The organism is Pseudomonas baltica (assembly GCF_014235765.1).
Lineage (GTDB): Bacteria > Pseudomonadota > Gammaproteobacteria > Pseudomonadales > Pseudomonadaceae > Aquipseudomonas > Aquipseudomonas baltica.
Window position 1 is genome coordinate 1,273,900 of sequence record NZ_JACMYH010000001.1, and the last position, 23,540, is coordinate 1,297,439.

A 23,540-nucleotide genomic window follows, 5' to 3' on the forward strand; every position below is an offset into this window, starting at 1 on the left:
GGTGCCGTACAGGCCGTCAGAGGTTGGTGAAACGCGCCACCGCCTCCACCACTTTCTTCGCCCCGTCCTGGATCTCGACGATCACGTCACCGGCCTGACCGGCCAGTTGTACGCCCTGCTCGGCCTGCTGCCTGCTGTTGGCCATGTCGCGCACGGTGCCGTCGACCAGTGCCTGGTTCTGCTGCACCACGGCGGCGATCTCGTCGGTGGCGGTGCTGGTCCGGCCCGCCAGTTGCCGGACTTCGTCGGCCACCACGGCGAACCCGCGCCCCTGTTCGCCGGCGCGGGCCGCTTCGATGGCGGCGTTCAGCGCCAGCAGGTTGGTCTGTTGGGCGATGCTGCTGATGGTCTGGATGATCGAGCTGATCAGCAGCGATTGCTTGCCCAGCGCTTCCACACCGCTGGACGCGGACTGCATGTCGTCGGCGATCTTGCGCATGGTCTGCACGGTATCGGTCACTACCACCGCGCCACGCTGGGCGCTGATGTCGGTGCTGCGCGAGATTTCATAGGCGGTCTGCGCCGCCTGATTGACCTCGGCCTCGCGCTCGACCTGCTCGGTGACCACGGTAGCGAACTTGACCACCTTGTAGAGCTTGCCTTCGGTGTCGTAGACGGGGTTGTAGGTCGCCTCGAGCCAGATGGTGCGGCCCATGCTGTCGAGGCGCTTGAAGCGCCCGGCGACGAACTCACCGCGATTCAGGTTTGCCCAGAATTCGGTGTAGCTCGGCGAACTGGTTTCTTCGCTGTGGCAGAACATGCGGTGATGCTTGCCCTGCACCTGCGCCAGGGTATAGCCCATGCCGCGCATGAACTGGTCGTTGGCCGACAGCACGGTGCCTTTCAAATCGAACTCGATGACCGCCGTGGAGCGCAGCAAGGCGTCGATGAACGAAGCGTTCTCCGCTGCTTTCTCCATGCTCTTGGTGACATCGGTGGCAAAGCACTTGATGTGCATCAGCACACCTGCCGCATTGCGGATGGGCTTCCAGTGCGCATTGACCCAGACCAGGCTGCCGTCCGCCCTGAGGTAGCGATAGTTGTCCGACACCGAAGTGCCCGCTGCCACCGCCGCACGAAAGTTGTTGTAGCACGGCAGTTTGGTCACGTAGGTGGGGACCAATTCGGTCATCAGCCTGCCAACCAGCTGGGCTTCGGTATAGCCCAAAGTGGTCGCAAACAAGTCGTTGCAGGCGATGATGCGCAGCGATGCGTCGATGTCCAGGCTGAGCATCTCGTGGGTCATGCCGGCTACCAGTTGACGCAATTCCACCAGTTCGTCGGCTTGGGCGCTGAGTTGCTGCTTGAGTTTGTTGTTGAACATAAGGCACCGGCATCAGGGTCATGGTCGTGTTATCGGCGGCAATGGCCGAGGGTTTAGCCCCAGGTGACAGATGTCTGCCCTTTCGGACCCGACCAACCCCGTGCCAGAGCGCGTCCTTGGGACAATCCACAGAAGCTGTGGATAAGTCAGTGGACAACCCCCCCCTGCCCCTCGCAAACCCATATGGAATGGGGCCTGAAGTCAAACTGTCGATTTTTTCACCAACTCGAAAAGACGTTTTTTTTCATTGACTTGCGTGAGTCATACCGAGTAGCCATGATCGACGAGGCACGATCAGACCGGACAGACACGTTTTCTTGCACTTGCAGTGACCGGGTCTTCGTTTGCGTCTTCAAGGTAGCAATAAGGTATTTTTTCGGAATATCGCTTGCGCTTCTCATAGCCGATGCGATAGTCTTCGACCCGTTAGTACCAAGCTGAAAGTCAATTCAGGTCGACCACCCTGTTCACACGGGCTCGACCAACATGATGGTCTCCAGGTAACGCTCCCCGACTTGCGAACAAGTCCGGCATCAAGCGAATTACTCTGCCCCGACCAACCTACGATTGATCAGGATCTGCATCCAGGGCCCCGAACCTTAGCCCGGAATGTTGCCTGCCCTCCTAAGTACCTACCAGTCAGCCCAACAGCCAAAACGATAAAGCGCTGTTCACTGGCTGTCTTGTTCCAGACAGGTTCTTCGCCCGGCCCAAAGGCCCGCGCTACTGGAACGTTTTTATCGATCACGGCTCCAAGTCGTGACCATTGCAGGAACATACAACAACATGACTCATATCCAGACCCAGGATGCCATCCGCACCCTCACCCACGCCTTCGCTCCGATGAACTGCCTGATCATGGCCGCGCGCAAAGGCTGCTTCAGCTTCACCATCGTCAATGAGCACGGTATCGCCCGTCACAGCGAACGCTTGTATCCGGAACAGTACTCCAGTGCCGAACCGCTGCAGGCCGTGATCGACCGTACGCGTCAGGCCCTGGTTGCCTGATCGCTGCAGCGATGCACCACGATGTGATGTATAGAAAAGCCTCGACCCGTCGGGGCTTTTTCATGCCCGCGATTTGGGGGAGGCGCAGGCCTTGGCATGCTGTCGATGCATGCAACTGTAAACGCACATTACAGTTCGCCAGTCCGGCCGAAGGACCACCGCGCGTCGCCCACTGACTCGCGATCGAAAATCTGACGTCATTTTTCTGCACGCCAATGACCCCGTCTTGCCCGAGCTAGACAGCTGCGTGGAATCTACCAGGCACCGGCGTGCGCCCATGGCACAGGCGTGGCGCATACGCGGCCCCTGGAAGCTGCATTCGGGCGCCCGTAAATTCTGGTCGGATTGTCCTACAAAACCGCTCTAGCCAGAGTGTTTCAGGCTATAGCGTTGCAGTGAAAATGTTGGTAGCTTGCGCCTCAGTGCCCCCCTAGAGTTAAAACAATGAAAAGACCAATGCTCAAGACCACTCTCGGCTTCGCTGTCACCCTGGCATCCAGCCAGCTTTTCGCTGCCGGCTTCGCCCTCAATGAACAAAGCATCAGCGGCATGGGTACCGGCTTCGCCGGTCGCTCGTCGTCCGCCGAGGACGCCAGCACTGTCTATGGCAACCCTGCCGGCATGTCCCGCATCAAACGTGAACAGGTCAGCGTCGGCGCTGCGGCCATCGTCGCCAAGACCGACATCAGCGGCCGTGGAACCTTCGGCGGCAGCAACGACGGCGACATGGTCCCGTTCGTTGGCGTCCCGATGGGCTACTACGTCAAACCACTGGATGACAACTGGACCGTCGGTTTCGGTCTGTACGCGCCTTTCGGTCTGGTCACCGACTATGAAAGCGGTTTTGCCGGCCGCTACTGGGGCGACAAGAGCCATGTGGCGGTCGTCACGCTGCAGCCTACCGTCAGCTATGCCTTCAACGAGCGCGTGTCGATCGGCTTCGGTCCGACCTTCAACCGCCTTGAAGGCGAGCTGACGTCGGCCGCGCTGAACCGCGCGACGCCAGGCCGCAACGACGGCGAAGTCAAGATCAAGGGCGACGATACCGCCGTGGGCTTCAACGTCGGCGTGCTCGTTCAGGCCACTGACGATACCCGCGTGGGCCTGACCTACCACTCCAAGGTCAAGTACAAGCTGGACGGCCATACCAAGGTCGAAGGTTCGGGGTTCGGGCCGTTCAACGGCAGCAAGTACGATGCATCGCTGGACATCGACACGCCTGAGTCGGTGGACTTCTCGGTCACCCACGAACTCAACCAGGACTGGACCCTGTACGCAGGCAGCACCTGGACCCGTTGGAGCCGCCTGAAGGAAATCTCGGTCGAGAACGAAGGCGTGCCTGCCGCGCTGCGCTCGTCGATCGGCACCATCACCGAAGAACAGAACTGGCACGACACCTGGTCTCATGCCGTGGGCGCCGCCTACAAACTGAACAAACAGTGGACGCTGCGCACGGGCTTTTCGGTTGACCAGTCGCCGACCAACAACACCAACCGTTCGCCACGCATCCCGACGGGCGACCGCGCCATCCTCAGCCTGGGTGCTGGCTGGAGCCCGACGGACGACCTGACCTTCGACTTCGCCTATTCCTACCTGAAGGAAGAAGACACGAAGATCAACCTGGTCAGCGCCACCAAGGGTGCCTACCAGGCCAAGTACGAGAACAGCGCACATGGCTTCGGTACTTCAGTGACCTACCGCTTCTGATCGATCAGGTAATACGAAAAGCCCCGACCGGTTCGGGGCTTTTTCATGTGTGACGTCAGCACAGGCTCATGTTCATTTGCAGCAGGGCCAGTCCGCCCTGCTGCCAGCCCCACCACGCCAGCCCCAGCAGCGCCGCCAGTGCGCATGCCATGGCGAGTTGCACGCTGCGGAGTCTGCTCATGCGCTCGCTCCCTGCGCCTGCAGCCGGGCAACGGGGCGTTCGCGCACCGGCCAGTTGAGCGCACCGGCGAGCAGGCTCAACGCAATCGACAGCTGCCAGACCAGGTCATAGCTGCCGGTCTGGTCGTACACCAGGCCGCCCAGCCAGCCTCCCAGAAACGCGCCCAGCTGGTGGAAGAGAAACACGATGCCACCGAGCATCGACAGGTTGCGCACGCCAAACAGCGTTGCGACGGTACCGTTGGTCAAGGGAACGGTGGATAACCAGAGCAGCCCCATCGCCATGCCGAACAGGCAGGCGCTGACGGTAGTGACCGGGAACCACAGGAACAGCACGATCACCACGGCGCGCATCAGGTACAAGGCGGTCAGCAGTCGCGGCTTGGACATGCGCCCACCCAGCCAGCCGGCGATGTAGGTGCCGAAGATGTTGAACAGCCCGATCAGCGCCAGGACCGTGGTGCCGACGCTTGCCGGGAGGTGCTGGTCGACGAGGTAGGACGGCAGGTGCACACCGATGAATACCACCTGGAAACCACACACGAAGAAGCCCAGCGCCAGCAGCCAGAACCCTGAATGGCCGCACGCCTCACGCAGCGCCTGGCCAAGGCTCTGATCGTGGGCCTGGGCTGGCAGTGGCCGGTCCTTGAGCATGCGTACCAGGGGGACGATGAACGCCACCAGTACGCCCATCACCAGCAAGGCCGTCGACCAGCCCAGCCAACTGATAAGGCCGAGCGTGCCGGGCAGCATCGCGAATTGCCCGAACGAGCCGGCAGCGCTGGCGATCCCCATGCCCATGCTGCGGTGTTCAGCGGGCAGGGCTCGCCCGACCACGCCCAGAATCACCGAGAACGACGTACCGGAGAGCCCCAGGCCGATCAGCAGGCCAGCGCTGAGGCTCAGGCTCAACTCGGAGTTGGCCAGCCCCATGCAGCCAAGGCCGACCGCGTAGAGCACACCACCCACCGCAACCACCCGCCCGGCGCCGAAGCGATCCGCCAGGGCGCCGGCAAAGGGTTGGGCCAGGCCCCAGATCAGGTTCTGCAGCGCGATGGCCAGCGCGAATACGCCCCTGCCCCAGCCGAACTCCGCACTCATGGGCGCCAGGAACAGCCCGAAGCCGTGGCGAATGCCCAGGGACAGGGCAAGGATCAGGGCTGCGCCGAGCAGGACCCAGCCGCTGGTACGCCATACCGATGTCATTATTGTGTGCTCCGGGCATGAGGGGACAGGCAGCTCGATTGTATGCCTGTTCATCGCCGACAGGCAGCGCCGCATGCAACCATCTGCCAGGCAGGTTCTACAGCGCAGCGCCCAGCAGCAGCAACAGTTCGAGCAACTCGAGCATGGCGCCGGCGGTGTCACCGGTGGTGCCGCCCAAACGCTTGATCATCTGGCGTCGCAGCGCCACGAAGCCAGCCAGCACCAGCAGGCTGATCCAAACCCCGCAGAACGCCAGGCTGACCAGTGCCACGCCTGCCAGCAACCAGGCGCCGGCACGACGCGGCAGGTGGTCGGCCAGGGCCTGGCCCAGCCCGCCAGCGCGCACGTAGGGCGTGGTCATGAACAGGCCGAGCATGGCGGCCCGCCCCAGTATCGGGGCCAGCATCAGCGCGGCCTGCTGGCCCTGCTCGAGCAAGGCCAGCAGCGCACAGAACTTGAGCAGCAGCACCAACATCAGCGTCACCACGGCCATGGGACCGCTGCGTGGGTCCTTCATGATCAGCAAGGTGCGTTCGCGGTCGCCGAATCCGCCCAGCCAGGCATCGGCACTGTCCGCCAGACCGTCCAGGTGCAGGCCACCGCTGAGCACCACCCACAATGTCAGCAACAGGGCGGCGTGCAGAAGCACTGGCGTTCCGGCGAGCAGCGCACTGGCGGCCCACAAGAGCACGCCGAACAGCAGCCCCACCGCCGGATAGAACAACAGCGAGCGACCCGAATCCTGCGGGCTGGGCATACCGGGCAGGCGCACCGGCAAGCTGCTGAGAAACTGCAAGGCGATCCAGAACGGCAGCATGCTCAGGACGGCTCGCTCAGGCTGCCGTCGGCTGCCATCACCACACTGAACAAGGCAGCGTGTCCGACCTCGACTTGGAGCAGCTGTTCGCGTGGCAGGGCGCGTGCTTCGGCCAGCAACAGGCGCATGACCCCGCCGTGCACCACCAGCAGCAACCGCTCGCCCGGATATTGCAGGTGCAACCTGCGCAACGCGGCATGGATGCGCGCGGAAAAATCCAGCATGGGCTCGCCGTCGGGTGGCGTGAAGGCGTAGGGGTCGTTCCAGAACAGACCCAGGCCGGCTTCGTCGGTCTGCATCAATTGCGCCGCACTCAGGCCTTCCCAGGCGCCGAAATGCAGCTCCTGAAGACCGCCTTCGAAGCTCAGCGGCAGACCGCGCTGTTCGGCCAGCACCTCGGCGAAGCGTGCGCATCGCTGCAGCGGTGAGCTGACGATGCGGTCCCAACCGGAACGGTCGGCAACCGCCGCGTGCAGTTGGGCCCAACCGCGCTCGGTCAGGGCGTCATCGAGGCTGCCGCGAAACCCGCCGATCTCGGTTTCGCCATGGCGCAGCAGATCCAGGTGCAAGATCATGCCGGACGGTCCGCGACAGCCGCTTCGGCGAAGGTCGCCATCTGCCCGTGGAGGTCGCACGCCAGGCGCAACAGCGGCACGGCCAAGGCGGCGCCACTGCCTTCGCCCAGGCGCAAGCCCAGTTGCAGCAACGGTTGCGCCTCGAGGGCTGCCAGGACATGGCGATGGCCGGGTTCGGCGCCGTTGTGAGCGAACAGCAGCCAAGGCCGGATGGACGGGTTCAACTGCACCGCCAACAGCGCCGCGACACTGCAGATGAAACCATCCACCAGCGCCACGATGCCCTCCTGGGCACAGGCCAGGTAGGCGCCGACCAGCGCGGCAACCTCGAAGCCACCGTAGCAGAACAGGCGCTGCAGTGGTTCGTCGGGCAGCCCGGCATGGGCCTTCAAGGCGCGCTCGATGACCTGCACCTTGTGGGTCACGCCAGCGGCGTCCAGACCGGTGCCCGGCCCGGCCAGATCGACCACGGCGCACGCCAGCGAGGCGCAGGCCAGCGCGGTGGCAGACGTGGTGTTGCCGATGCCCATCTCACCGCCGATGAACAGCTCGGTGCCGCTGGCTTTCGCCCGCAGCACGCTGTCGCGACCGGCCTGCAGTGCCTGCGTGCCCTGCTCGAAACTCATCGCCGGCGCGTCGATGAAACTGCGCGTACCGGCAGCGATCCGCACATGCTGTACGCCAGGCAGATCGCCCAGCGGCGTCGCGGTACCGAGGTCCACCACTTCCAGGCGTGCCTGCAGGCGGCGGGCCAATACGCTGATGGCCGCACCGCCGTTGACGAAGTTGTGCACCATTTGCGCAGTGACTTCCTGCGGATAGGGCGAGACGCCCTCGGCGACGATGCCGTGGTCGGCAGCGAACACCGAGATCCAGACCTGCTCGACCGAGGGCTTGAGCCGCCCTTGCAATGCGGCCAGTTGCACGGCCACCTGTTCCAGCGCGCCGAGCGAGCCGGCCGGCTTGGTCAACTGCTGCTGACGCTCCAGCGCCTCGCGATGAATGCGGGCATCGGCGGCACGGGCAGTGTGCAGCCACCAGGCTGAGTTCATAACGCAGGTCCTTTCAATACCATGGGAAGGCCGGCCACGGTGAACACCACTCGCTCGCAGCGTTCGGCCAGGGCCTGGTGCAGCAGGCCCGCCTCGTCGACGTAGCGGCGGGTCAGTTCACCCAGCGGCACGACGCCCAGGCCGGTTTCGTTGCTGACGAAGAGGATGTGTCCCGGCAGGCCAGGCAGTGTTTCCAGCAGAGCTTGACGCTCTGCCTTCAAGCGCTCGGGCTCGTCGAGCATGAGCAGATTGGTCAGCCACAGGGTCAGGCAGTCAACCAACAGGCAGCGATCGCTGCGCGCTTGAGCACGCAGCACGTCGGCCAAAGCAAGTGGCTCTTCCACCAGCCCCCAATGATCGGGACGGCGCTCGCGGTGCAAGGCCACCCGCTGGTCAAGCTCGCCATCCACCGGCTGACTGGTAGCAATGTATACGACGTGCAGCTGGCTGTCGGTGGCCAGCCGTTCGGCCAGGCGGCTCTTGCCGGAGCGGGCACCGCCGAGGATCAGTTGCAGCATGTCAGGCACCTCCCCCAGGCAAGCCGCACAGCTCGCGCAGGCGCGCGGTGTCCAGGTGCTGCTCGACCAGGTCGGCCAGGCGCTCGATGTCGGCCTCGCGCAACGCGTGGTAATCCACCGACTGCACGTCGGCCAGCCCCGCCCAGCGCAGCAATGCCACCGATGACTGCGGCGCTTCGAACAAGCCGTGCAGGTAGGTGCCCAGAATCTGCCCGTCGGCGCTGATCGCGCCATCGCGGCGACCGTCGCTCAATTGCACCGCCGGATGATCCAGCGCCGCCCCGGTGGTCACCCCGGCATGGATCTCGTAGCCGCTGACGGCGGCCTGTTCAAGGGTCAACTGGCCGGTCACGTTGCGCAGCTGCTTTTGCGCCTGCAGTTCGGTGGTGAACTCCAGCAGGCCCAGCCCCGTACTGGAACCGGCTGCGCCTTCGAGGCCCAGCGGGTCGTCGATGCGCGTGCCGAGCATCTGCAGCCCGCCGCAGATGCCCAGCACTTTGCCGCCATAACGCAAATGGCGGGAGATCGCTTGTTCCCAGCCCTGGGCACGCAGGTGGGCCAGGTCGGCACGCACGCTCTTCGAGCCGGGCAGGATGATCAGGTCGGCCGGGGGGATGTCATCGCCCACGCCGATGAACTGCAGGTCGACCTGCGGGTGCAGGCGCAGCGGGTCGAAATCGGTGTGGTTGCTGATGCGCGGCAAGACCGGCACGATCACCTTGAGCACCTTGTCGGCCTTGCTTGACTGACGCCGATCCAGGCCGTCTTCGGCCTCCAGGTGCAGGTCCATGACATACGGCAGCACACCGATCACCGGCTTGCCGGTACGGGCCTCCAGCCAATCCAGGCCTGGCTGGAGCAAGGCGATGTCGCCGCGAAAGCGATTGATGATGAAGCCCTGAACCCGCGCCTGTTCAGTCGGCGAAAGCAGTTCCAGGGTACCAACCAGATGGGCGAATACACCGCCGCGGTTGATGTCGGCGATCAGCAGCACCGGGCAGTCCACCGCCTCGGCGAAGCCCATGTTGGCGATGTCGCCGGCGCGCAGGTTGATCTCCGCTGGCGACCCGGCGCCTTCGACCACCACCACCGGGTAGCTTGCGCTCAGCCGTTGGTGCGAAGCCAGTACCGCCTGCATGGCGATGGCCTTGTAGTCGTGATACGCGACGGCGTTCATGCTGGTCACGGCGCGCCCATGGATGATCACCTGGGCACCGGTGTCGCTGTTGGGCTTGAGCAACACCGGGTTCATGTCGGTGTTCGGCTGCAGGTACGCGGCCTGGGCCTGCACCGCCTGGGCGCGACCGATCTCGCCGCCGTCGGCAGTCACCGCACTGTTGAGCGCCATGTTCTGCGGTTTGAACGGCACCACCGCCACGCCCTGACGGGTCAGCCAGCGGCACAGCGCGGTGACCAGCGTGCTTTTCCCGGCATCGGACGTGGTGCCCTGAACCATCAATGTGCTCATGCATGCTCCTTGCGATACTCGCCCAGGGCGGATTCGAGTTGTGCCCAGTCGCCCTCGCGGGCAGGCAGGCCGAAGCGCAGGCGGCTGTCCTGCTTGAACAGCCGCACGAGGATGCCGCGACGGGCGAGGAAATCCTGCAGGCGCTCGGCCCCTTCGTACGCCACCGACTGGAACAGTGCGCAGCCGCCCTGTGGCGCCAGGTCGTGGCGCCGCAAGCATTGGGCAAGGCGCTCGCTGGCGGCGGCGCAGCGGGCGATCTGCGCCTGCTGCGACGGCTGGTCGAGCAGGCAGGCCTGCCCCAGCTGGCGTGTCGGTCCGCTCACTGCCCAAGGGCCGATCAGGTCGGCCAGCAAGCGCAGCAGGCGCGGCTCGCCGAGGACGAAGCCCAGCCGTACACCCGCCAGCCCGAAGAACTTGCCGAACGAGCGCAGCACGATCAACCCAGGTTGTACGCCGTAGCGAGCCAGACCGGCACGCGGGGTGTTGTCCATGAACGCTTCATCGACCACCAGCCAGCCGCCCCGGCTGTTCAGACGCGCATTCCAGGCCAGCAGGCAGTCGGCGGACAACAGCCGGCCAGTGGGGTTGTTCGGGTTAACGACGACCAGCACGTCGAGACTGTCGATGAAGTGCTCGACCTCGTCTTCGCTGATTTCGCGTACCACATGCCCCGCTTGTCGCCAGCCCTCGGCATGTTCGGCGTAGCACGGCGACAGCACCCCTACCCGACCACTGCGACGAAGGCGTGGCAGTGTCTGAATGGCCGCTTGCGAGCCCGGCACCGGCAGCACGTGCGCGAAGCCGTAGTAGCTGCGCGCGGCGTCTTCCAGGCCGTCTTCGTTTTCCGGCAGCCGCGCCCAGGCGCGCGCTGTGATCTCGGGCAGGGGGAAAGCCCATGGCGCAATACCGGTGGACAGGTCGACCCAGTCGTCTTCGGCGATACCGTATTCGAGCACCGCCTGGCGCAAGCGCCCTCCGTGTTCAAGCATCGAGCAAGCCTCCCAGACACAGCACCAACAGCCACAGCCACACGCCGCGCTGGACCAGGTTCCAGCCGCGCTCGATGCTGTCGGCATCGGCCGGCGCACCCTCGCCCAGCACGGCCCGCTGATGCAGCTCGCCGTGATAGATAGCCGGACCGCCCAGCTGCACGCCCAATGCGCCGGCCCCTGCCGCCATCACCGGGCCTGCGTTGGGGCTGTCCCACTGCGGTGCCTGCCGGCGCCAGCAGCGCAAGGCCAGGCGGGTCTTGCCCAGCACGGCATAGGTGAGCGCAACCAGGCGCGCCGGGATGTAGTTGAGCACGTCGTCGATCCGCGCCGCCGCCCAACCGAAACGCTCGAAGCGTTCGTTGCGGTAGCCCCACATGGCGTCCAGCGTGTTGCTCAAGCGATACAGGACAACCCCGGGCGCGCCGGCCACGACGAACCAGAAGATCGCCGCGAACACCGCATCACTGCCGTTTTCCAGCACCGATTCGGTGCCGGCCCGGGCCACTGCTTCGGCGTCCAGCTCATCGGTCTGCCGGCTCACCAGATAGCCGACACGCTGACGAGCGCTGGCCAGGTCGTCGCTGCGCAGGGCCTGGGCCACGGGCATCACGTGCTCCCCCAGGCTGCGCATGCCCAGCGCCAGGTACAGCGCGCCAATCTCCACCAGCCAGCCGACCAGCGGCAGCCAGGACAGCAATGTCGCCAACAGGGTCAGGGGCAACACGGCCAGGAACCAGGCGGTGACACCGTGGCTGCGCCAGCCACGTCCGGCACGGTTGAAACGTGCTTCGATCCGGTTGGCCAGACGGCCGAAGGCAACCAGCGGATGGTGCCTGCGCGGCTCGCCCAACAGGGCATCGAGCGCCACCCCGGCCGCCGTCATCAACGCAATGCTCACAACGATTTTCCCCATTGGTTTTCGTACAGCATGTGTTCGAGCGGCTGGGGGGCAGCCCAGCCTTGAAGTTCCAGCATCGGCGCATCGTAGAAGCCTTCGACCGGCCCCAGGCACAGTACCGCCACCGGCTTGGCTCCAGCGGGCATGCCCAGTACCTCGGCCAGTGCATGGGGATCGAACAGCGACACCCAACCCATGCCCAAACCCTCGGCGCGCGCCGCCAGCCACAGGTTCTGGATGGCGCAGGACACCGAGGCCAGGTCCATTTCCGGCAAGGTCCGGCGGCCGAACACATGGCGCTCGCGATCGTCCATCAGCGCCGCCACCAGCACCTCGGCGCAGTCCGCGATCCCTTCGACCTTGAGCTGCATGAACTGGTCCGAACGCTCGCCCATGGCGTGTGCGGTGCGCAGTCGCTCTTGCTCGACCAACGCCTGGATGCGACCGCGCACGCCCGCGTCGCTGATGCGGATGAATCGCCAGGGCTGCATCAGGCCGACGCTGGGCCCCTGGTGGGCGGCCGCCAGCAACCGCGCAAGCAGCTCCGGAGGGACGCTGCCGCCGGCGAAGTGACGCATGTCGCGGCGTTCGGCGATCACTCGGTAGATGGCGGCGCGCTCGCTGTCGCTGTAGGGCTCGCTCATGACGCCGCCCGATGCCCGGCTGCAGGCGCGCGATCATCGGGCGCGAACAGTGCGGCCACCGCCGCTGGATTGGACGGGAAATAGAAATGCACGTAAGAGGCCGTCATCCGTCCCTGGCGGTAAACCGCCTCGGCGCCGCGACCGCCATTGGGGCTGATGCCACGAGCAATTGGCTGCAGCTCGGTACTGGTCAGCGAGTGGTGATAAGTGTGCCCGCGCAATACCCCCTCCGGCAGCTCGACCGCCTGCAAGGCCAGGGCCGCCAGGCGCTTCTGCATGACTGCTTCGCCGGGCAGCAGACCCAGCAGTTGCGCGCGGGCCCCTTCGACGTCGGTCAGTGCGTCGAGCAAATAGAGCATGCCGCCACATTCGGCCAGCAGCGGCTTGTCCGCGGCATGGTGAGCGCGGATATCGTCGAGCATCGAAACGTTGACGGCCAGCGCCAAATGGTGCAGCTCGGGGTAGCCACCAGGCAGGTAAAGGCTGTCGCATGGCGGCAGCCGCAGGTCGTGCAACGGCGAGAAGAACACCAGCTCGGCGCCCATGTCGCGCAACATATCCAGACTGGCGTCGTAGACGAAAGCGAACGCGGCATCGCGGGCCACACCAAGGCGCACGCCATCGAGCAGGCGCGCCACCGAGCGTTCGACCGGGGCGGCGAAGGTGACCGCAGGCGGCAAGGCCACCTGGCAGGTCTGGGCCAGGGCGGCGGCCGCGGCATCCAGGCGGGTATCCAGGTCGTTGAGCTCGCTGGCCTGGACCAGCCCCAGATGGCGGCTCGGCAGCTCGATCCCGGTTTCCCGGGACAACGCGCCGTACCAGCGCAGACCCTGGGTCAGGCTGCCCTCGAGCAGTTGCGCGTGACGCACCGTGCCGACCCGGTTGGCCAGGACGCCGGCGAACGGCAGGTCGGGTTGGTAACAGGCCAGGCCCAGGGCAAGAGCGCCGAACGTCTGCGCCATGGCTGTGCCATCGATCACGGCCAGCACCGGAACGCCGAAATGTCGCGCCAGGTCAGCGCTGGACGGCGTGCCGTCGAACAGGCCCATGACGCCTTCGATGAGGATGATGTCGGCTTCCTGCGCCGCTTCCCATAACAGCCGCCGGCTGTCCTGCTCGCCGACCATCCACATGTCCAACTGGTAGACAGGCGCGCCGCTGGCGCGAGCGAGGATCATCGGATCGAGAAAGTCCGGGCCGCACTTGAACACCCGCACCCGCCGCCCCTGATTGCGATGCAGGCGCGCCAGGGCGGCAGTCACCGTGGTCTTACCCTGCCCGGAGGCCGGGGCGGCGATCAGCACCGCCGGACACTGGCGCGGCTCGGTCATAGCTCTATGCCCTTCTGGGCACGGATGCCGGCCTGGAACGCATGCTTGACCACGCCCATTTCGGTGACTGTGTCGGCCAGTTCGATCAGCTCGGGCTTGGCCCCGCGACCGGTGACGATCACATGCTGCATGGGCGGACGTGCCTGCAGATCATGCAGCACGGTGTCCAGGTCGAGATAACCATGCTTGAGGGCAATGTTGAGTTCGTCGAGCACCACCAGGCCAATGGCCGGATCGCTCATCAGCTGCCTGGAGACGTCCCAGGCAGCCTCGGCCGCCGCGATGTCTCGCTGCCGATCCTGAGTTTCCCAGGTGAACCCTTCACCCATCACGTGGTAGCGCACCTGCTCGGGAAAGCGCCGGAAGAACATTTCCTCGCCGGTGCTGTTGCGCCCTTTGATGAACTGCACCACGCCGCACTGCAGGCCGTGGCCCATGGCTCGCGCGAGCATGCCGAACGCCGAACTGCTCTTGCCCTTGCCGTTACCGCTGAGCACCAGCAGCAAGCCACATTCGTTGGGAGAATTGGCGATGCGTTCGTCCATCACGGCTTTCTTGCGCAGCATGCGCGCCAGGTGACGTGCGTCGCGTTCGGTCGTTTCGTTCATGGTGGCTCTCCGCTACACCTGCACGCAGGCAGCATCGACGCGACACCGCGGCCGGCTGGCCGAACAGTGAACGTCAATGCCGCTCTCCCCGCGCGACAGTACATGGGTCAGGGCACGGCCCGGCGCAACGACACCCGAGAATGAGCGCCGGCCCTGCAGCGTGCCGTAAAGGTGGACCAGGCCGGTCTCCGGGCTCACGAGCGGGGCTGTACACACCCAGGCCGCACGCCTTCCCGAATCACTTCAGTGGCATCGTGTGCAGCCTTGACTCGTCTACCGTTGCGGGGGCAGCGCCGGGATGGCGCGTCGAACGCTGCGCACCGGCTTCCCTGTTTCACTCGTCTGGATCGTCCGATCGCCGAGCACCTGGAACAGCCGCGCAGGTTAGAGGGTTGAGCCAGGAGCGTCAATTGATCCGCAGCACCTGATCCCCTGCTGCCGCTGACCGGCAACGCGGTTGAACCTTGCCAACCGCCAGTGCCTCTACCTTCTGTGAACAAAACCTCAGAGAGCCCGACCATGCACAAGACCCGCCTCGCTACATTGATTCTGCTGGCTGCCGGCCTTGCCGCCTGTGGCGAAACATCGTCATTGCAGGTCAGCGACGGGACGGGCCCCTCGCCCAAGCTGCCCGAGCCCAACAAGACCCTGATCCCTACCGTCAACATCGCACCGGCGGTGGGCTGGCCCGAAGGTGGCAAGCCAACGGCGGCGCCCGGCACCCAGGTGGCCGCATTCGCCGCAGACCTGGACCACCCGCGCTGGCTTTACGTGCTGCCCAACGGTGACGTGCTGGTGGCGGAAACCAACTCGCCGGCCAAGCCTGACGACAGCAAGGGTATTCGCGGCTTCGTCATGGAGAAGGTGATGAGCCGGGCGGGCGCCGGCGTGCCCAGCGCCAACCGGATTTCGCTGCTGCGCGACAAGGACGGTGATGGCGTGGCCGAGACCCGTACCGTCTTCATTGCCAACCTCAATTCGCCGTTCGGCATGACCCTGGTCGGCAACGATTTCTATGTGGCGGACACCGACAAGCTGCTGCGCTTCAAATACACCGATGGCGCCACCTCGATCAGCGGCGCGGGCGAGAAAGTGGTGGACCTGCCGGGCGGCACGCTCAACCACCACTGGACCAAGAACGTCATCGCCAGCCCAGATGGCAAGAAGCTGTACGTCACCGTTGGCTCCAACAGCAACGTGGGCGAGAACGGCATGGATCAGGAACAAGGCCGCGCAGCAATCTGGGAAGTGGATGCTGCCACGGGCCAGCACCGGATTTTCGCCTCCGGCCTGCGCAACCCCAACGGCATGGCCTGGGAACCCAAAACCGGCAAGTTGTGGACGGCGGTCAACGAGCGCGACGAGATCGGCAGCGACCTGGTGCCGGATTACATCACCTCGGTCAAGGATGGCGGTTTCTACGGCTGGCCCTATAGCTATTACGGGCAGCATGTAGACGTACGCGTCGAGCCGCAGAATCCCGAACTGGTGGCCAAGGCCATCGCGCCGGACTATGCAGTCGGGCCGCATACGGCATCGCTGGGCTTAAGTTTCGCCGACGGCAGCGGATTGCCTGCCCCCTTCACTACGGGCGCACTGATCGGCCAGCATGGATCGTGGAATCGCAAGCCGCACAGCGGCTACAAGGTGGTGTTCGTGCCGTTCGTGGACGGCAAGCCGAGCGGCCAGCCCATCGACCTGCTCAGTGGCTTCCTCAATGGCGACGAGAAAGCCATGGGTCGCCCGGTTGCGGTACTGCCCGACCACAAGGGCGGTGTGCTGGTTGCCGACGATGTGGGCAACAAGATCTGGCGAGTCACTGCCGCCAAGTGATCGAGCCTGGCCGGGGCGAGATCACTTGCCCCGTTCGGGTCACGGATTGCGCGCCAGCTGGCCGGGTTGCAGCACCCGCTTGGCGTTGAGATAGGCTTTTTGCCAATAGGGCTTGTTCAGATAATCGAGCTTGACCGTGCCGCCGCTCGACGGGGCATGCACGAAACGCCCCTCCCCTACGTAGATACCGGCGTGACTGACTTGCGAGCCACCGCTGGTGGCAAAGAACACCAGATCCCCGGACTGCAGGTGCGACTGGTCGACATCCGGCGAGCGCATCACGATCATTTCCCGCGTCGAGCGCGGCAGGGCAATGCCGGCGGCATCGCGATAAACGAAGCTGATCAGGCCGCTGCAGTCGAACCCGGAGTCGGGCGTATTGCCTCCCCAGCGGTACGGCGTGCCCACCAATCCCAAGGCCCGAAACAAGACGTCGTCGGCGGCGCCGACCATGTCGTTGTTGGGGTTCATGACGATCGGGTTGATGACCTTGGGCCTGACTACCTTGGCCGGAGGCGCACTGGCGCAGCCGGCAAGCACGGCGGCCAATGCGATTGAAACGAAAACGCGTGCCTGGGTAGACATGTACCGAACCATCCTGAGCCGACTGCCGTAATAGACTAGATTCATTACCCGAAAACACAAACGGCGCTGAGGTTTTCACCTCACCGCCGCTTCGTTGCGCTGCATCCGTTATTTGCTGGAGATCATCGTGGTGGGCGCCATGGCCAGGGCCCGCTTGGCCTCGATGAAAGTCTTGCTCCAGTAGCTGTCGCCCAGGCTGTCTACGCGAACGCCACCGCTGCGGCGGCTGCTGGAGTGGATGAACTGGTCATCGCCCAGGTAGATGCCGGCATGGCTGACACGACCACGGCCGTTGGTGCTGAAGAACAGCAGGTCACCGGGCTTGAGCTTGTTGCGGGCAACCAGTGGGGCCTTGACGTTGATCATCTCGCGAGTCGAGCGCGGCAGGTTCATGCCCGCCTCTTCGCGAAACAGATAGCCGATGAAACCACTGCAATCGAAACCGGAAGCCTTGTCGGTGCCGCCGAAACGGTAGCGGGTACCGATCAGGGATTTGCCACGCTCAAGGATGCTGTCGGCCAGGATCGGCAAGCTGTAGCCCTTGCTGCCGTCGAACTGGGCCAGCTCGTCTTCGGTGGCGATTTCTTCTTCGAACAGCAGCGAGGCTTTCGAAGGGGATTGATGCGGCTGGACGGCGGTGACCGGGTCCAGAACCTGCTGCTGGGAGACCGGCGCTTGCGCCGCGCAACCGACCAGAAGGGTCAACAGTGCGATGGGCACGAGGGGTGCTAAGCGATTGAGCATGGGCACGACCGTGACGAGGAATAGTGAAAGAGAAGCGACTATACCTGTATCGCGATTATTTGCAAATTCAATCGAACGAAATGTGACTCAGGAGAATTACGGTGACATCTAACGCCCCATTTTGCGGCCCCGCTCGCATCCCGTTGCACGATAATAACGCAGGATCCCCGGATTCATTGGTCGAAAGATAATCGCGAAATGCCACCATCCTGACTGGACGTCTATACAGATAAGCATGCTGCAGAGGCGGACTTAGAACCGATTGGAACACCGGTGAAACAGGTCATAGAGCGGCTGAATCGACCTGCCTTTTCTACCACCCCAGCGTTTCCTTGAGGAAAGGGATGGTCAGCTTGCGCTGCGCCTGCAGCGAGGCCTGATCGAGGCGCTCGAGCAGCTCGAACAGTGCACTCATGCTGCGCGTGCCACGGGTGAGAATGAAATGGCCGACCTCATCGGTCAGGTGCAGGCCGCGACGCGATGCACGCAGCTGCAGGGCGCGCAGTTTGTCCTCGTCGGACAGCGGGCGCATCTGGAAGATCAGGGCGAGGGTCAGGCGCGACTTCAGGTCGGCAAGCTTCACCGGCAGTTCGCGGGGCGAGTGGGACGCAGCGATCAGCAGCCGGCGGCCACTGTCGCGAAGGCGGTTGAACAGGTGGAACAGAGCTTCTTCCCACTCCGGCTTGCCGGCCACCACATGCAGGTCATCCAGGCACACCAGCTCGTACTGGGCCAGATCATCGAGGATGCCGACGCCACGATCGAGCAGTTCGGCCAGCGGCAGGTACACCGCCGGTTCGCCCAGTTGCTCGAAACGCAGGCAGGCTGCGTGCAGCAGATGAGTGCGCCCTACCCCGTGCTTGCCCCACAGGTAGATGAGGCTTTCGGTCCAACCGGCGTCTGCTTCGCACAGGCGCTCGACGTAGCCGAGTGCCGCGGCATTGGCGCCTGGATAGTAATTGATGAAGGTCGCGTCATCCCGCAGACGCACACCTAGGGGCAGCTGAATCGGTTTCATGCTGGCTGAACAGCCCTGGGATCGAGCTGCAACGGGCCTCAATGTGAAGTGTGCAAAGTCTATACCTGCCCGGGCAGCCGCACAATGCGCAACACTGCTTGGAAAATCAAAGGTTTACAGTTTGGCTGCAGCGAGCCCCGCAGGGCCCGCCGCGCTTACAGGTCTGGATCCTCGGAGCCGGCGTAGATGTTCGAGTCCTTGTACAGGTCGTGCATGTGCCGCACCAGGACCATGATCACTGCAGCCACCGGCAGCGCCAGCAGCACGCCGGTGAAACCGAACAGCTCGCCGCCGGCGAGAATGGCGAAGATCACCGCCACCGGGTGCAGACCTATGCGATCGCCCACCAGCAAAGGCGTGAGCACCATGCCCTCCAGCGCCTGGCCGATCATGAATACGGCGACGATGGCGATCATATGGAACGGGTCCAGGCCGAACTGGAACAGGCCGGCGATGATCGCCGAACCGATGCCGATGACGAAGCCCATGTACGGCACGATGGCCGCAAGCCCGGCCACGACGCCGATCAACAGGCCCAACTGCAGGCCCACCAGCATCAATCCGGTGGCGTAGATGACACCCAGGGCCAGCATCACCAGCAGCTGGCCACGCACGAACGCGCCCAGCACCTCGTGGCACTCACCCGCGAGGCGCACGATCTGCCCTTCCCGTTGCCGTGGCAGCAGGCCGCGGATTTTCGCCATCATCAGGTCCCAGTCGCGCAACAGGTAAAAGGCGACTACGGGGATCAGCACGAAGTTGGCCAACCAGGCCATGAACGCCAGACCGGACGCCGTGGCCTGGGACAGGATCACCCCGACCACATCGGTGGTCTGTCCCATATGGCTGCTGATGGCGGCCTTGATCTGGTCGAATTTCCAGAATCCTTCGGCCAGGCCCAGCCGCGTCTGCACCCATGGCAGCGCCGAATGCTGCAACCAGTCGAGCATCTGCGGGGCCATCTGGTACAGGCTGACCAACTGCTTGGCGAGCATGGGGATGAGCACCAGCAGCGCCAGCACCAACAGCAGCGTGAACAGGGCGAACACCACCACCACGCCCCAGGTGCGCGACAGCTTCCATTTCTCCAGTCGATCGACCAGCGGATCCGCGAGATAAGCCAGCAGGATACCGACCAGAAAAGGCGAGAGAATCGGATGCAGCAGGTAGAAGAACACGCAGAGCAGCAGCACTGCTCCCAGCCAGAACCAACGGCGCATATCAGTCATCGGACAGCCCAGCTATATATAGAAGAGACAAAACGGGAATTGGGTGCGACGCCAGCGCGGCGTCGCATTGGCGTCGCTGGCTTACCAGCGAAAGCTCAGGTCCGGCGCGGGCTGGGGCGCTGGCGCCGGCGCGCCGGGAGCCGCCTGGGCATCGACCGGTACCACGGGCGCCTGGTACGGCACCTCCTGCAGCTTGGCCAGGCCCAGTTGCGCGCGCAACTGCTCGGCACTGCCCGTCACGCGGTAGACGACCTTGTCGCCGTCCACCGTGCGCAGGCGCGCACCGTAGGATTCAAGCAGGCGACCCATCTGCGCGTAACGCTCCAGGTTCATGCCTTCGACTGCCAGGGTCATTTCGCTACTGGCGCCGGGCTTGGCCACGAAACGCGTGGCCAGGCGCTGACTGACGGCCAGCAGCACGGCATCGGCAAGGGCCGCCTGGTCGGCGCCCTCGGCCTTGCCCTGTTCGCGCTGGTTGCCCAGCCACAGGCGCCAGGTGCCCGACCATTTGCCTTCCTCCTCGCGCGAATGCACAGCCAGCAGGCCATCGGCACCGTAGCGCTCGGACGCGCCACGCAGCGCCGCCGGGTCGCTGGCTTCGAGGTTCTGTGCAGTCCCCACGCCCTGCTCGCCGAGGTCGGCCAGGGGCAGGCGCAATGGCAGACCGCGATGCTGTGCGGCGCGGCGCAGCGGCTCGGCGGCGGATTGGCCGTCACCGACCAGGCTGCTGCCCTCGACGCTGTCGCTCAACCACCAGCCCAGGATCGAAGGCCGATTGCTGCCCCAGGTCGGCAGACCCGCCGAGCGCAAGGCGGTGTCGGTGCTGGCCATGTCGAAATCGACCTGCAGCGACTCGGGCGGGCCTGCATCGTAGCCGTACTGGCTGATGATCTGCTGTGGATCCTTGCGCACGCTGGCCAGGCCTGGGCTGGCAAACGCCTTGGCGTCGCCGGTCAGGCGCAGCACCAGGGTTTCCAGCGCACGCTGGGTGGCCTGGGTACGCTCTTCGGGCGTCTGGCTGGCCACGGGCTCGCGCACCTGATACAGGTTGCTGATTGTTTCGGCGTGCAGCGGCACGCTCGACAGGGTAATGCAGGTGGCTAGCAGGTAGTGGCGCAGACGCATGGACGTTTCCCGACGGTAATAGCGGATTGAGGCTGTGACCGTACAATCGGCAAAAAGCTCAGTGGTCAAGCTCGGCGCCCAATGTAGCATGCCCGCGCGCGCCTTGGCTGCGGGCGGGCGCAAGCCGGCAATGGCACAACCGTCGAACCGCGCTGGTGACGTTCGGACAAGCCTGATAAAATCGCGCGCCTTCGTGGATCGACGACGGTCGACTCCCCCGACTCCCTCCTTTAAAGGCCTGGATCATGAGCAATAAACCCTCCGTGAGCTACAAGGACGCCGGTGTAGACATCGACGCCGGTGAAGCATTGGTCGAACGCATCAAAGGCGTCGCCAAGCGTACCGCGCGCCCCGAGGTCATGGGCGGCCTGGGCGGTTTTGGTGCCTTGTGCGAAATCCCGGCCGGCTACAAGCAGCCCGTGCTGGTGTCGGGCACCGACGGCGTGGGGACCAAGCTGCGCCTGGCACTGAACCTCAATCGCCATGAAAGCATCGGCATCGACCTGGTTGCCATGTGCGTCAACGACCTGGTGGTGTGTGGCGCCGAGCCGCTGTTCTTCCTCGACTACTACGCCACCGGCAAGCTCAACGTCGACACCGCCGCCACCGTGGTCACCGGCATCGGCGCCGGCTGCGAACTGGCCGGTTGCTCTCTGGTAGGCGGCGAGACGGCCGAGATGCCGGGCATGTACGAAGGCGAAGACTACGACCTGGCCGGCTTCTGCGTGGGTGTGGTCGAGAAGGCCGAGATCATCGACGGCAGCAAGGTCGCCAACGGCGACGCGTTGATCGCCCTGCCGTCTTCGGGCCCTCACTCCAACGGCTATTCGCTGGTGCGCAAGATCATCGAAGTCGCCGGTGCCGACATCGAGACCGTCGAGCTCGACGGCAAGCCGTTGACCGACCTGCTGATGGCACCCACGCGCATCTACGTCAAACCCCTGCTGCAACTGATCAAGGACACCGGAGCCGTCAAGGCCATGGCCCACATCACCGGCGGCGGGCTGCTCGACAATATCCCGCGGGTCCTGCCCAAGGGTGCCCAGGCCGTGGTCGACGTCGCCAGCTGGCAGCGTCCTGCGGTGTTCGACTGGCTGCAGCAGCAGGGCAACGTCGATGAGCACGAGATGCACCGGGTGCTGAACTGCGGCGTTGGCATGGTCATCTGCGTGGCCCAGGCCGATGTCGAGAAAACGCTGGCGTCCCTGCGCGCCGCCGGCGAGCAACCTTGGGTCATCGGTGAAATCGCCCAGGCCGCTGAAGGTGCCGCACAGGTCGAACTGAAGAACCTCAAGGCTCACTGATGCCTTCGACCTGTAACGTCGTGGTGCTGCTGTCGGGCACTGGCAGCAACCTGCAGGCCTTGCTCGACAGCCTGCAGGCAGGCAACCCCGCCCGCATCGCCGCGGTGGTTTCCAACCGGGCCGATGCCCTTGGCCTGCAGCGCGCACGCGATGCAGGCATCGAGGCACGCGTACTGGAGCATCAGGGGTTCGCCGACCGCGAAGCCTTCGATGCTGCCCTGATCGACCTCGTCGACCGGTACCAACCCCACCTGGTGGTCCTCGCCGGCTTCATGCGCATCCTCAGCCCGTCTTTCGTGCGCCACTACCAGGGCCGTCTGCTCAACATCCATCCCTCCCTGCTGCCGCGTTACAAGGGTCTGCATACCCACCGTCGCGCGCTCGAGGCCGGGGACCGGGAGCATGGCTGCAGCGTGCACTTCGTCACCGAGGAACTCGATGGCGGGCCACTGGTCGTACAGGCAGTGATTCCGGTACAGTCGACCGACACGCCAGACACCCTGGCGCAACGGGTGCATGCCCAGGAACACCAGATCTACCCGCTGGCAGTGCGCTGGTTCGCCGAAGGCCGTGTGCGCCTGGGCGAACAGGGTGCACTGCTCGATGGCCAGCCGTTACCGGCTTGTGGCCATTTGATTCGACTCTAGGAGTTTATATGCGTCGCGCCCTGCTCTTCGCCGTTGCCCTGCTGGCCCTTCCGCTTCACGCCGCAGAGCTCAAGCCCTTTTCCGCCAGCTACACGGCCGACTGGAAACAGCTGCCCATGAGCGGCACTGCCGAGCGCAGCCTGAGCAAAGGCGCCAATGGCGATTGGACGCTGGCATTCAAGGCCTCGATGATGATTGCCAGCCTGAGTGAAGTCAGCACCCTGCGTGTCGACAAGGAAGCCATGCTGCCCGAGACCTACAATTTCGAACGTGGCGGGCTGGGCAAGGCCCGCAAGGTCAACCTCGACTTCGACTGGGCGGCCAAGAAGGTCACCGGTACCGACCGAGGCGACCCGATCAACCTGCCCCTCAACACCGGCGTCCTGGACAAATCCACCTATCAGCTGGCTCTGCAGCACGACGTTGCCGCAGGCAAGAAGAGCATGAGCTACCAGGTGGTCGATGGCGACGAGATCGACACCTACGACTTCCGCGTGCTGGGTACCGAGAAGGTCGAGACCAAGGCGGGCCAGGTCGACGCGATCAAGGTCGAGCGCGTGCGCGATCCCACCCAAAGCAAGCGCATCACCGTGCTCTGGTTCGCCAAGGATTGGGACTACCTGCTGGTGCGCCTGCAGCAGGTCGAGACCGACGGCAAGGAGTACAACATCATGCTGCAGGACGGCACGGTGGACGGCAAATCAGTAAAAGGCAGCTGAGTGGCTGC

Annotated in this window: 24 protein-coding genes, 1 pseudogene and 1 riboswitch; of the genes and pseudogenes, 6 read left to right on the plus strand and 19 right to left on the minus strand. The window is 64.6% G+C overall.

Annotation, left to right across the window (positions count from 1 at the left end; all coding sequences use genetic code 11):
* Window positions 1-16: 16 nt before the first annotated feature.
* On the minus strand, window positions 17-568 hold the full coding sequence (locus tag H7993_RS20900) for a methyl-accepting chemotaxis protein (protein ID WP_425311991.1): 552 nt from the start codon (window positions 566-568) through the stop codon (window positions 17-19).
* A pseudogene (locus tag H7993_RS20905) lies at window positions 548-1,324 on the minus strand (PAS domain-containing protein); the annotation flags it as partial. The gene H7993_RS20900 and the pseudogene H7993_RS20905, both read right to left, overlap by 21 nt.
* A gap of 786 nt (window positions 1,325-2,110) precedes the next feature.
* Between H7993_RS20905 and H7993_RS05655 the strand changes: the two are divergent.
* Together H7993_RS05655 and H7993_RS05660 are read left to right on the plus strand one after the other, a co-directional pair.
* Complete coding sequence (locus tag H7993_RS05655) at window positions 2,111-2,332, plus strand: hypothetical protein (RefSeq protein ID WP_122478886.1); 222 nt, start codon at window positions 2,111-2,113, stop codon at window positions 2,330-2,332.
* 444 nt (window positions 2,333-2,776) lie between these two features.
* Window positions 2,777-4,039, plus strand: a complete 1,263-nt coding sequence (locus tag H7993_RS05660; protein WP_185793737.1) for an OmpP1/FadL family transporter — start codon at window positions 2,777-2,779, stop codon at window positions 4,037-4,039.
* A 55-nt stretch (window positions 4,040-4,094) separates the two neighbouring features.
* On the opposite strand, the gene H7993_RS20815 is transcribed toward H7993_RS05660, so the two are convergent.
* From H7993_RS20815 to cobO, 12 genes are all read right to left on the minus strand, one after another.
* Window positions 4,095-4,220, minus strand: a complete 126-nt coding sequence (locus H7993_RS20815) for a hypothetical protein (protein WP_264382555.1) — start codon at window positions 4,218-4,220, stop codon at window positions 4,095-4,097.
* The gene (locus H7993_RS05665) at window positions 4,217-5,425 is read right to left on the minus strand and encodes an MFS transporter (RefSeq protein WP_185793738.1); all 1,209 of its coding nucleotides are present in this window, start codon (window positions 5,423-5,425) and stop codon (window positions 4,217-4,219) included. Before H7993_RS05665 ends, H7993_RS20815 begins: the two co-directional genes overlap by 4 nt.
* A gap of 97 nt (window positions 5,426-5,522) precedes the next feature.
* A complete protein-coding gene (locus H7993_RS05670) occupies window positions 5,523-6,242 on the minus strand; it encodes an adenosylcobinamide-GDP ribazoletransferase (protein ID WP_185793739.1) in 720 nt (239 codons plus the stop codon).
* 2 nt (window positions 6,243-6,244) lie between these two features.
* The gene (cobC, locus tag H7993_RS05675; protein ID WP_185793740.1) at window positions 6,245-6,817 is read right to left on the minus strand and encodes an alpha-ribazole phosphatase family protein; all 573 of its coding nucleotides are present in this window, start codon (window positions 6,815-6,817) and stop codon (window positions 6,245-6,247) included.
* A complete protein-coding gene (gene cobT / locus H7993_RS05680) occupies window positions 6,814-7,869 on the minus strand; it encodes a nicotinate-nucleotide--dimethylbenzimidazole phosphoribosyltransferase (RefSeq protein WP_185793741.1) in 1,056 nt (351 codons plus the stop codon). Before cobT ends, cobC begins: the two co-directional genes overlap by 4 nt.
* Window positions 7,866-8,387 carry a bifunctional adenosylcobinamide kinase/adenosylcobinamide-phosphate guanylyltransferase gene (cobU, locus tag H7993_RS05685; RefSeq protein ID WP_185793742.1) on the minus strand — a complete coding sequence of 174 codons (522 nt, stop codon included), beginning with the start codon at window positions 8,385-8,387 and terminating at the stop codon, window positions 7,866-7,868. The genes cobT and cobU overlap by 4 nt, the downstream gene beginning before the upstream one ends.
* 1 nt (window position 8,388) lies before the next feature.
* Window positions 8,389-9,855 carry a cobyric acid synthase gene (locus tag H7993_RS05690; RefSeq protein ID WP_185793743.1) on the minus strand — a complete coding sequence of 489 codons (1,467 nt, stop codon included), beginning with the start codon at window positions 9,853-9,855 and terminating at the stop codon, window positions 8,389-8,391.
* Entirely contained in the window at window positions 9,852-10,844 is a 993-nt protein-coding gene (gene cobD, locus H7993_RS05695; RefSeq protein WP_185793744.1) for a threonine-phosphate decarboxylase CobD, read from the minus strand. The genes H7993_RS05690 and cobD overlap by 4 nt, the downstream gene beginning before the upstream one ends.
* Entirely contained in the window at window positions 10,837-11,730 is an 894-nt protein-coding gene (gene cbiB, locus H7993_RS05700; RefSeq protein WP_425311992.1) for an adenosylcobinamide-phosphate synthase CbiB, read from the minus strand. Before cbiB ends, cobD begins: the two co-directional genes overlap by 8 nt.
* Window positions 11,731-11,741: 11 nt before the next feature.
* A complete protein-coding gene (gene bluB / locus H7993_RS05705; RefSeq protein WP_185793746.1) occupies window positions 11,742-12,389 on the minus strand; it encodes a 5,6-dimethylbenzimidazole synthase in 648 nt (215 codons plus the stop codon).
* Window positions 12,386-13,720: a cobyrinic acid a,c-diamide synthase CobB gene (locus H7993_RS05710; protein WP_185793747.1), complete on the minus strand. Its 1,335-nt coding sequence runs from the start codon at window positions 13,718-13,720 to the stop codon at window positions 12,386-12,388. Before H7993_RS05710 ends, bluB begins: the two co-directional genes overlap by 4 nt.
* Window positions 13,717-14,328: a cob(I)yrinic acid a,c-diamide adenosyltransferase gene (gene cobO / locus H7993_RS05715; RefSeq protein WP_185793748.1), complete on the minus strand. Its 612-nt coding sequence runs from the start codon at window positions 14,326-14,328 to the stop codon at window positions 13,717-13,719. The genes H7993_RS05710 and cobO overlap by 4 nt, the downstream gene beginning before the upstream one ends.
* 162 nt (window positions 14,329-14,490) lie before the next feature.
* A riboswitch (cobalamin riboswitch) is annotated at window positions 14,491-14,713 on the minus strand.
* Between the two features lie 134 nt (window positions 14,714-14,847).
* On the opposite strand from cobO, the gene H7993_RS05720 reads away from it, so the two are divergent.
* A complete protein-coding gene (locus H7993_RS05720; protein ID WP_122478909.1) occupies window positions 14,848-16,161 on the plus strand; it encodes a PQQ-dependent sugar dehydrogenase in 1,314 nt (437 codons plus the stop codon).
* 39 nt (window positions 16,162-16,200) lie between these two features.
* On the opposite strand, the gene H7993_RS05725 is transcribed toward H7993_RS05720, so the two are convergent.
* The 5 genes from H7993_RS05725 to H7993_RS05745 all read right to left on the minus strand — a co-directional run bounded on the left by H7993_RS05725 (window position 16,201) and on the right by H7993_RS05745 (window position 20,862).
* On the minus strand, window positions 16,201-16,746 hold the full coding sequence (locus H7993_RS05725) for a C40 family peptidase (protein ID WP_185793749.1): 546 nt from the start codon (window positions 16,744-16,746) through the stop codon (window positions 16,201-16,203).
* A 108-nt stretch (window positions 16,747-16,854) separates the two neighbouring features.
* Window positions 16,855-17,490, minus strand: coding sequence for a C40 family peptidase (locus H7993_RS05730; RefSeq protein WP_122478913.1), 636 nt, complete (start codon window positions 17,488-17,490; stop codon window positions 16,855-16,857).
* A 313-nt stretch (window positions 17,491-17,803) separates the two neighbouring features.
* Window positions 17,804-18,508 (minus strand): DnaA regulatory inactivator Hda, encoded by a 705-nt coding sequence (gene hda, locus H7993_RS05735; RefSeq protein WP_122478914.1) that lies wholly within the window; start codon window positions 18,506-18,508, stop codon window positions 17,804-17,806.
* A gap of 155 nt (window positions 18,509-18,663) precedes the next feature.
* Window positions 18,664-19,737, minus strand: a complete 1,074-nt coding sequence (locus tag H7993_RS05740; RefSeq protein WP_122478916.1) for an AI-2E family transporter — start codon at window positions 19,735-19,737, stop codon at window positions 18,664-18,666.
* Between the two features lie 81 nt (window positions 19,738-19,818).
* Complete coding sequence (locus H7993_RS05745) at window positions 19,819-20,862, minus strand: DUF2066 domain-containing protein (protein ID WP_185793750.1); 1,044 nt, start codon at window positions 20,860-20,862, stop codon at window positions 19,819-19,821.
* A gap of 245 nt (window positions 20,863-21,107) precedes the next feature.
* Between H7993_RS05745 and purM the strand changes: the two genes are divergently transcribed.
* The 3 genes from purM to H7993_RS05760 are packed head-to-tail and all read left to right on the plus strand — an operon-like array spanning window position 21,108 to window position 23,532.
* On the plus strand, window positions 21,108-22,166 hold the full coding sequence (purM, locus tag H7993_RS05750; RefSeq protein WP_122478920.1) for a phosphoribosylformylglycinamidine cyclo-ligase: 1,059 nt from the start codon (window positions 21,108-21,110) through the stop codon (window positions 22,164-22,166).
* Window positions 22,166-22,813, plus strand: a complete 648-nt coding sequence (gene purN / locus H7993_RS05755) for a phosphoribosylglycinamide formyltransferase (protein ID WP_122478922.1) — start codon at window positions 22,166-22,168, stop codon at window positions 22,811-22,813. The genes purM and purN overlap by 1 nt, the downstream gene beginning before the upstream one ends.
* 8 nt (window positions 22,814-22,821) lie before the next feature.
* Window positions 22,822-23,532: a DUF3108 domain-containing protein gene (locus H7993_RS05760; RefSeq protein WP_122478924.1), complete on the plus strand. Its 711-nt coding sequence runs from the start codon at window positions 22,822-22,824 to the stop codon at window positions 23,530-23,532.
* The last annotated feature ends 8 nt before the right edge of the window (window positions 23,533-23,540 follow it).

Bases quoted from the DNA above. Each gene is read 5' to 3' on its own strand.
- hda (WP_122478914.1), bottom strand. From the start codon at position 18,508: ATGAAACCGATTCAGCTGCCCCTAGGTGTGCGTCTGCGGGATGACGCG.
- cobC (WP_185793740.1), bottom strand. From the start codon at position 6,817: ATGATCTTGCACCTGGATCTGCTGCGCCATGGCGAAACCGAGATCGGC.
- H7993_RS05660 (WP_185793737.1), top strand. From the start codon at position 2,777: ATGAAAAGACCAATGCTCAAGACCACTCTCGGCTTCGCTGTCACCCTG.
- H7993_RS05665 (WP_185793738.1), bottom strand. From the start codon at position 5,425: ATGACATCGGTATGGCGTACCAGCGGCTGGGTCCTGCTCGGCGCAGCC.
- H7993_RS05690 (WP_185793743.1), bottom strand. From the start codon at position 9,855: ATGAGCACATTGATGGTTCAGGGCACCACGTCCGATGCCGGGAAAAGC.
- H7993_RS05670 (WP_185793739.1), bottom strand. From the start codon at position 6,242: ATGCTGCCGTTCTGGATCGCCTTGCAGTTTCTCAGCAGCTTGCCGGTG.
- purM (WP_122478920.1), top strand. From the start codon at position 21,108: ATGAGCAATAAACCCTCCGTGAGCTACAAGGACGCCGGTGTAGACATC.
- H7993_RS05745 (WP_185793750.1), bottom strand. From the start codon at position 20,862: ATGCGTCTGCGCCACTACCTGCTAGCCACCTGCATTACCCTGTCGAGC.
- H7993_RS05730 (WP_122478913.1), bottom strand. From the start codon at position 17,490: ATGCTCAATCGCTTAGCACCCCTCGTGCCCATCGCACTGTTGACCCTT.
- H7993_RS05710 (WP_185793747.1), bottom strand. From the start codon at position 13,720: ATGACCGAGCCGCGCCAGTGTCCGGCGGTGCTGATCGCCGCCCCGGCC.
- H7993_RS05720 (WP_122478909.1), top strand. From the start codon at position 14,848: ATGCACAAGACCCGCCTCGCTACATTGATTCTGCTGGCTGCCGGCCTT.
- H7993_RS20815 (WP_264382555.1), bottom strand. From the start codon at position 4,220: ATGAGCAGACTCCGCAGCGTGCAACTCGCCATGGCATGCGCACTGGCG.
- purN (WP_122478922.1), top strand. From the start codon at position 22,166: ATGCCTTCGACCTGTAACGTCGTGGTGCTGCTGTCGGGCACTGGCAGC.
- cobD (WP_185793744.1), bottom strand. From the start codon at position 10,844: ATGCTTGAACACGGAGGGCGCTTGCGCCAGGCGGTGCTCGAATACGGT.
- H7993_RS05725 (WP_185793749.1), bottom strand. From the start codon at position 16,746: ATGTCTACCCAGGCACGCGTTTTCGTTTCAATCGCATTGGCCGCCGTG.
- cobT (WP_185793741.1), bottom strand. From the start codon at position 7,869: ATGAACTCAGCCTGGTGGCTGCACACTGCCCGTGCCGCCGATGCCCGC.
- H7993_RS05655 (WP_122478886.1), top strand. From the start codon at position 2,111: ATGACTCATATCCAGACCCAGGATGCCATCCGCACCCTCACCCACGCC.
- H7993_RS05740 (WP_122478916.1), bottom strand. From the start codon at position 19,737: ATGACTGATATGCGCCGTTGGTTCTGGCTGGGAGCAGTGCTGCTGCTC.
- cobU (WP_185793742.1), bottom strand. From the start codon at position 8,387: ATGCTGCAACTGATCCTCGGCGGTGCCCGCTCCGGCAAGAGCCGCCTG.
- H7993_RS05760 (WP_122478924.1), top strand. From the start codon at position 22,822: ATGCGTCGCGCCCTGCTCTTCGCCGTTGCCCTGCTGGCCCTTCCGCTT.
- cbiB (WP_425311992.1), bottom strand. From the start codon at position 11,730: ATGACGGCGGCCGGGGTGGCGCTCGATGCCCTGTTGGGCGAGCCGCGC.
- bluB (WP_185793746.1), bottom strand. From the start codon at position 12,389: ATGAGCGAGCCCTACAGCGACAGCGAGCGCGCCGCCATCTACCGAGTG.
- cobO (WP_185793748.1), bottom strand. From the start codon at position 14,328: ATGAACGAAACGACCGAACGCGACGCACGTCACCTGGCGCGCATGCTG.